At 69.1% G+C, this 8,780-nt stretch carries 1 protein-coding gene; it reads right to left on the bottom strand.

Annotated elements, in window-relative coordinates:
* Positions 1 to 8,753: amino acid adenylation domain-containing protein (locus ACZ7J0_RS33535; RefSeq protein ID WP_470893830.1), on the bottom strand; the 8,753-nt coding region annotated here is incomplete at its 3' end.
* Between the last annotated feature and the right edge of the window lie 27 nt (positions 8,754 to 8,780).

Genomic DNA, 8,780 nt, shown 5'->3' with positions numbered 1-8,780 from the left:
CGACTGTCCCGCAACATGAACGCAATCCGCTCCGTCGGCTGCGCCGGATCAATCGGCAGATAACCCGCACCCGCCTTCCACACACCCAAAATCGCGGCGATCATGTCGACACCCCGCGGCAAGCACAGACCCACCACCGACTCCGCACCAATGCCCTGACCAAGCAGATAGTGCGCGATCCGATTCGCCCGCCCGTCCAACTCGGCATACGAAACCCCGGCACCCTCCGCGACGATCGCCACCGCATCCGGCCTCCGAGCCACCTGCCCCTCAAACAACTCATGCACCTTGACGGCGTCACCATCGGTCGCCGTCGCATTCCACTCCACCAACACCCGACGGCGCTCGACCTCGCCCAGGACTTCGATCGAACCGAGGCGCCGGCCCGGGTCCTCGGACAGCAACTCCAGGAGCCCGGTCCAGGCGCCCGCGATACGGCCGGCCCACTCCGGGTCGAACAGGTCCGCCGCGACCGTCACCGAGCCGCCCAACCCCGCCGGTGCGCCGTCCGTGTCGAAGGTCTCGGCGACCATGACGTCGAGGTCGAACTTCGCGGCCGTACGGCGTGAGGAGGGCTCGGCGGACGCGGTCGACACGGCGCCTGCCCGCACTCCGGGCAGGTCGAGGACCGCGTCGATCGTGTTCTGCAGGGTGAGGACGGTCTGGAAGAGGGGGTGGCGGGCGAGCGAGCGGGCCGGGGCCAGCTCCTCCACCAGCTTCTCGAACGGAACGTCCTGGTGGGCCATGGCCGCCAGGCTCTTGTCCCGCACCCGGTCCAGGACCTCGCGGAACGTCGGGTCGCCCGACAGATCCGCGCGGACCACGAGGGTATTGATGAAGAAGCCGACCAGGTCGTCCAGCGCCTCGTCCGTACGGCCCGCGTTCGCCGAACCGATCGGGATGTCGGTCCCCGCGCCCAGCTTCGACAGCAGAGTGGCCAGGGCAGCCTGGAGAACCATGAACGTGGTTACGCCCTCGGCCCGCGCCATCTCGACAAGTCGTGCGTGTACCCGGGCGGGGACACTGAGCGGAACGCTGTGTCCCAGGTGGGACGCGACCGCCGGTCGCGGCCGGTCGAAGGGCAGCTCCAGCTCGACCGGTGCGTCCGTCAAAGCGTTGCGCCAGTAGTTGATCTGTTGGTTCATCAGGCTGTCGGCATCGCGCTCGTCACCGAGCAGCTCGCGCTGCCACAGCGCGTAGTCCGCGTACTGGACCGGCAGCGGCTCCCACTCGGGCGCCCGGCCCTCGCGCCGAGCCGCGTAGGCGACCGACAGGTCGCGCGCCAGCGGAGCCGTGGACCAGCCGTCACTCGCGATGTGGTGCACGACGACGACGAGGACGTGCACCTGGGACGTCAGCTCGAACAGAGCCGCATGCAGGGGGATTTCCGTCGCGAGGTCGAAGACCCGCCCCGCTTCTTCGGCGACCGCGGCCGCCAGATCTTCGTCGGCCACCTGCCGGACGGCCGGCTCCCAGGCCAGCTCGTCGAGCTCGATAATTTTCTGGTACGGCTCGCCGTCGACGACCTCGAAGACCGTACGCAGCACCTCGTGGCGTCCGATCACGTCCCGCAGCGCCGCTCGCAGCGCCTCCGGGTCGACCCCGCCCGACAAGCGCAGGGCCACCGGCACGTTGTAGGTGGCGCTCGGCCCCTCCAACTGGCTTATGAACCACAGACGCCGCTGGGCGAACGACAGCGGTATCCGCTCCGGGCGCTCCCCGGCCGTCAGCTCCCGACGCGCCGCTCCGGCACCGGAGAGCCGTGCCGCGAGACCAGCGACCGTCGGCGCCTGGAAGAAGGTCCGCAACGGCACCTCCACGCCCAAGGCAGTCCGCGCCCGGCTGATCAGCCGGATCACGAGGAGCGAGTGGCCGCCGAGCTCGAAGAAGTCGTCGTCCACGCCAACACTGTCGAGACCCAGCACCTGCGCGAACACCCCGCACAGCAGCTCCTCCTGGAGCGTGGCGGGACCGCGCCCTGCGCTGACCGCGTGCTCGGGGGCCGGGAGGGCCTTGCGGTCGAGCTTGCCGTTGGCCGTCAACGGCAGCGCGTCGAGGGTGACGACCGCCGAGGGGACCATGTACTCGGGCAGGCTCTCAGCCACGAACTCCGCAACCGGCTGGCCTGGCTGGCCGGTGGTGACGACGTACGCGGTGAGGCGACGGTCGCCCGGGGTGTCCTCCCGTACCACCACAGCGGCCTGCGCGACCTGCGGGTGCGCGGCCACAGCGGCCTGGACCTCACCCAGCTCGATACGGAAACCACGCACCTTGACCTGGTCATCGGTACGACCGAGGAAGACGAGCTGTCCGTCCGCCGACCACTTCACGCGGTCACCCGAGCGATACATCCGCTCACCGCAGTCGGAGAAGGGAGACGCGACGAACCGCTCAGCCGTCAGGGACGGGCGCCCCACATAGCCCCGGGCCACACCCGCACCCGACACATACAGCTCACCCGGCACACCGACCGGGACCGGGCGCAGAGTCTCGTCCAAGACGAACACGCGGGCGTTCGGCACCGGCCTACCCACCACGACGGTCTCGGAGTCGGACAGACGGCCGATCGCGGTGTCCACGGTCGCCTCGGTCGGACCGTAGAAGTTAAAGCCCTCCACACTATCCAGCGACCGCAGCCGCCCCCACAGGTCGGCCGGAGTGGCCTCACCACCCACACCGATGCGCTTCGGACCCTCAGACCCTTCGAACAAGCCTTCGTCCACGAGGACTTGGAGGTAGGAAGGGGTGACCTCGGCGAAGTCGATTCGCGAGGACCGCATCCACGCCACCAGACGCCCCGCGTCCAGCCACGTCTCCGCATCCACCACATGCAGCTCATGCCCCACAAACAGAGCCGACAGCTGGTTCCACGACGCATCGAAAGAAACCGAAGTCGTCAGCGCAACCCGCAGCCGGTCACCATCCGTGGCGAACACCGTCCGACTATGACCCTCACACAGGCTCACCGCACCCCTGTGCGCGACCACCACACCCTTCGGGCGACCCGTCGAACCCGACGTGTAAATCACATACGCCGGAGACTCAGACCGAATCACCACACCCAGCGAACCATCCTCATGTCCACTGATCTCGTCGACCGTCGACTCATCGTCCAGCAAAACCTGAGCCACACCCCGGGGCAGCACACCCGCCGTCACCGACGATGTCAGCACCACCACCGGCGCCGCGTCCTCGACCATGTACGCAATCCGCTCCCGCGGATACTCCGGATCCAACGGCACATACGCGCCACCAGCCTTCAGCACCGCGAGCAGCGCAACAATCAGATCCGCACCCCGCCCCAGACACACACCCACCAGCGACTCAGCACCCACACCCTGAGCCACCAGATGACGGGCCAGACGGTTAGCACGAGCATCCAACTCCACATAAGAGAACGACACCTCACCCGCAACCACCGCAACCGCATCCGGCGTCCTCGCCACCCGCGCCTCGAACAACTCCACCAACGACCCCGCCACCACCTCGGCCGCCGTGTCATGCCACTCAGCCAGAAGCCGGCGCTCGCCCTCGTCCAGGACGTCCAGGGCGCTCAGCCGCGTCCCCGAATCGGTGACCAGCAGCTCCAGCACGCGGACCCAGCGCTCGGCAATGCGGGCCGCCGAAACCGCCTCGAACAGGTCCGCCGACGCGACCACGGAGCAGCGCAGTCCGGCCGGGGCGCCGTCAGCGCTGAAGGTCTCGCCAATGTCGAAGGACAGGTCGAAGTTGGCAGCGCCCCGCCCGACGGCAAGCGTCCGACCTGAGGTCGCCCGCTCCGGGTCGGGGGTGCTCAGGCCGGGCAGGTCGAGGACCGCCTCGGCATTGTTCTCCAGGTTCAGCATGACCTGGAACAGCGGGTGGCGCGCCAGCGAACGCGTCGGCGCCAGCTCCTCCACGAGCTTCTCGAACGGCACATCCTGGTGCGCGAACGCGGACAGACTCGTCTCCCGGACGCGACCGAGCACGTCCCGGAACGTCGGGTCGCCGGACAGGTCCGTCCGGAACACCAGCGTGTTGATGAAGAATCCGACCAGGTCGTCCAAGGCCTCGTCCGTACGGCCCGCGTTCCCCGAGCCGATCGGGACGTCCGTCCCGGCGCCCAGCTTCGACAGCAGCATCGCCAGCGCGGCCTGCAGGACCATGAACGGCGTCACGCCCTCGGCGCGCGCCACCTCCACGAGGCGGGCGTGCACCTGCGCCGGGATCGCCAGCGGGATGTGGTGCCCCAGGTGCGAGGGGACAGCGGGCCGCACGCGGTCGGCCGGCAGCTCCAGCTCCTCCGGAGCGCCCGCCAATGCATCGCGCCAGTAGGCGACCTGGCGAGAGATCAGGCTTTCCTCGTCGCGCTCGTCGCCGAGCAGCTCCCGCTGCCACAGGGCGTAGTCCGCGTATTGCACCGGCAGCGGCTCCCACTCGGGGGCCCCGCCCTCGCGCCGAGCCGCATAGGCGGTCGACAAGTCGCGCGCCAGCGGAGCCGTGGACCAGCCGTCGCTCGCGATGTGGTGCATGACCACGACGAGCACCTGATTGTCGGCGCCTGCTTCGAAAAGCCAAGCTCGGAAGGGTATTTCGGAGGAGAGGTCGAAGGAGTACCCGGAAGCGGCGGCGGCCGCGTCCTCCAAGTCCTCCGGTGCGACCTCGACGACCGGCAGTTCCCACGTCAGGTCCTCGACCGGAACGACCCGCTGGTACGGCTCCCCGTCCGCGACCCCGAACACGGTCCGCAGAACCTCGTGTCGGACGATCACGTCGCGCAGGGCCGCGCCGAGAGCCTCCCGGTCCACCTCGCCGAAGAGACGGACCGCCACGGGAACGTTGTAGGTCGCGCTCTGCCCCTCCAGCTGTGCGATGAACCAAAGTCGTTGCTGCGCGAACGAGAGGGGGGTGCGCTCCGGGCGCTCCATCGGCGTCAGCGCCTTGCGTGCCGCACCGGCCCCGGTGAGCCGGGCCGCGAGGCCCGCGACCGTCGGTGCCTCGAACAGCGCGGCGAGGGCCAGCTCGACGCCGAGCACGGCGCGGATGCGGCTGACCAGGCGGACGGCGAGCAGGGAGTGACCTCCGAGGGCGAAGAAGTTCTCGTGGACACCGACGCTCTCCACCCCCAGGACCTGGGCGAAGGTCGCGCAGAGGATCTCCTCCTGGACGGTGGCGGGCCGGCGCCCGAAGCCGGCCGTGCCGGAGGCGTACGGGGCGGGGAGGGCCTTGCGGTCGAGCTTGCCGTTGGCCGTCAGCGGCAGCGCGTCGAGGACGACGACCGCCGCCGGAACCATGTGCTGGGGCAGGCGCTGACGAGCGGAGTCCAGGAGTTGCGAGACGAGTTCCGGGTGGGCGTCCGTCGGGTCGGCCGGGACGATGTAGGCGACGAGGCGGGTGTCGCCGGGGGTGTCCTCGCGGGCGACGATCGCTGCCTGCGCGACGTCCGGGTGCGCGCTGAGGACGGCCTGGACTTCGGCTGGTTCGATACGGAACCCACGCACCTTGACCTGCTCGTCCGCACGGCCGAGGTACTCAAGCAGTCCCTCAGTGTTCCAGCGGGCCACATCCCCCGACCGGTACATCCGCGCCCCCGGCTCGAAGGGGTTCGCAATGAACCGCTCCGCCGTCAAGCCGGGGCGCCCCACATACCCCCGAGCCAGCTGGACACCGGCGATGTACAACTCACCGGCAACACCCGGCGCCACCGGCTGCAAGCGTTCATCGAGTACGTAGAGACGCGTGTTGGCGATCGGACGCCCGATGGGCACCGACTCACCAACCTCCTGACCTGCCACGACCTCAAAGACACAGCAACCAACCACCGTCTCGGTGGGACCGTACTCATTGACCACCACCGAACCCGGCGCACGCTCCAGCCAGTCACGCACCACACTGCCCGGCAGAGCCTCACCACCCACAACCCAACGGCGAGCAGCACCCGCCGATTGCTGCTTGTCCAGCATCTCCACCAGGAGCGGCAGGTGCGCCGGCACGGCCTTCACCAGTCCGAACCCACCCGGAGACTGCACCAGCTCGGCCAGCCCCTCGGCACCACCGGCCGCACTCGCCACGACCGCCGAGCCGGACACCAACGGCACCAGAACACTCGTCACCGTCAGGTCAAAGGCGAGCGAGGAATGCAACGGAGCACCCCCGCCACCACTCATCCCATACGCGTCCGCAGCCCACGCAACATAGTTCGCCAGACCACCATGAGTGACGGCCACACCCTTCGGCCGACCCGTCGAACCCGACGTATAGATCACATACGCAAGGCCGGCACCGTCCACCAGCACCTGCGGACGCTCCGCCGACTCCCCCGCGAGCCTCGCGCGCACCAGCGTGCTGTCCAGAGCCACGAACCGGTTCCCACTCGCCGACAGATCGTTCAGGATTTCCTCGGTCGTCAGCGTCAGCGCCGCGCCACTGTCGGTGAGCATGAACCCGATCCGCTCCGCCGGATACTCCGGATCGATCGGCAGATAGCCCGCACCCGCCTTCCACACACCCAAAATCGCCGCGATCAAGTCGACACCCCGCGGCAGGCACAGCCCCACCAACGACTCGGCACCCACCCCCTGACCGATCAGATAACGAGCAAGACGATTCGCCCGAGCATCCAACTCCGCATACGAGATCTCCATACCGCCGCAGACCACGGCCACCGCATCCGGCGACCGCACCACCCGCTCCTCGAACAACCCCGGCACCCACACCGACCCCAGATCAGCAGCGGTGTCATTCCAGTCGACGAGGACCCGCTGCCGCTCCTTCTCACCCAGCACGCCCAGCGAGCTCAGCGGTGCGTCGGTCCCACCGTCCAGTGCGGTTTCCAGGGCGGAAACCAGGTTCTCGGTGGCGGTCCGCACCAGGGCGTTGACCGTGATCGGGTCGACCGGGGCGACCGCGTCGATCACGAGCCCGATCGTGTCGCCGTCGTCGTCGACCGACGCCGACAGCGGGTAGTTGGTGCGGTCGTGCGTCCAGAGGGTACGGATGCCCGGGATCTCGATGTCTTGGTTGGTGTCGGTGCGCGACCCGGGGTTGTGCCGGTAGTTGAGGAAGGAGGTGAAGACCGGACTGTCGCTCGGGACACCGCTGGCGCGCTGGGCCACGGCGAGCGGCGCGTGCTCGTGCTCCAGGAGGCGGGCCAGCTGACCGCGCATCGCGAACACCGACTCGAGCGCACCGAGTTCGCCGGTGCGTACACGGACCGGAAGCGTGTTCATGTACGGCCCGGGGACCCGGTCGGAGCCCGCACCGGCGTTCATGCGGCCGAACAGGACTGTGCCGAACACCACGTCGGAGCGGCCGGACACCGCGGCGAGCGCCTGGGCCCACGCCACGTGCATGACGGTCGCAGGACTGGTGCCGAGACGGCGGGACACGCTTCGTATGCGAGCGGTGAGGTCCGGCGCGAACTCCATCTGGCCCGAGACGATGCCCGTGCCGTCGCCGCGTACGTCGGCCATGCCGTACGGGGCGGTGGGCTCGGTCACGTCGCCGAGCAGCTCGGCGAAGTACCGCTCGTGCTCGGAGTCCGCCAAGCCGCCGCTCACCCGGGCGACGAAGGTGCGGAACGGCAGGGGTGCGGGCAGCTCGTCGCCGCGCCCGGTGAGGAACGCGTGCAACTCTTCGAGCAGAACTTCCTTGGCGGTGTGGTCCTGCACTATGTGGTGGATACGCAGCAGGGCGAGCCGGCGGTCGCCGTCGGGGGCCGCGGCGATGTGGACGCTGATCAGCGGCGCCCGACCGAGGTCCATCATGGAGCCTCCCGCGGCGACCAGGGCGGCGACCGGGTCGGCGGAGCTCGGGTCGAGATTGACCTCCTCGACGGGCAGCGCGGCGTGGCGCCACACGACCTGGACCGGTTCACGCAGGCCGTCCCACACGACCGAGGTCCGCAGAACGTCGTGACGGTCCACCACGCGCTGGAGGGCGTCCAGGAACGCGTCGACACGCTCGTGTGAGTCGAACTCGATCACCGTCGGGAGCGCGTAGGCGTCGTGCCCGCCGCCGCTCAGGAGGTGGTGGAAGAGCAGGCCTTCCTGGAGGGGGGCGAGCGGGTAGATGTCGGCGATGTTGGACGCGCCGCCCTGCACCGTAGCCGCGATCCGCGCGATCTCATCTTCGGTGAGGTCGACGAGCGGCAGCATTTCCGGGGTGATCTCGGTCGCGTCGGCCGGGATCAGGTTCTCCGGCACCTCGACCTGAACGGCGCCCACCGAGGCGGCGAGTCCCGCCGGCGTCGGGGCGTCGAACAGCGCCCGAACAGAAACGGACACCCCCCGCTCACGAAGAAGCGCCACCAGGCGGACGGCCAGAAGCGAGTGCCCACCGAGGCGGAAGAAGTCATCATCCACCCCCACACCGTCCACACCCAAGACCTCGGCAAAGGCAGCGCAGAGGATCTCTTCACGTACGTTGGAGGGGCCGCGTCCCGCGCCTACCGCGTATTCGGGTGCGGGCAGCGCCCGCCGGTCCAGCTTGCCGTTGGAGTTCAACGGCAGCGTCTCCAGGACCACGACCGCAGACGGGATCATGTACGACGGCAGCCGGTCACCGGCGAACCGGATGACAGCCGTGGACAGGTCAGAGGCTTGCCCCTCCTGCGAGGGCACCACGTAGGCGACCAGACGCTTGTCGCCCGGAGTGTCCTCACGGGCTACGACAACCGCCTGCCCGACCTGCGGATGAGCAGCCAGGACAGACTGGACCTCACCGAGTTCGATACGGAAGCCACGGATCTTGACCTGCTCGTCAGCACGGCCCACATACTCAACCTGACCATCCCGCGACCA

Source organism: Streptomyces sp. NPDC038280 (assembly GCF_055600045.1).
Note: the sequence above shows the minus strand (reverse complement) of the source record. Positions and strands in the feature narration are given on the sequence as shown.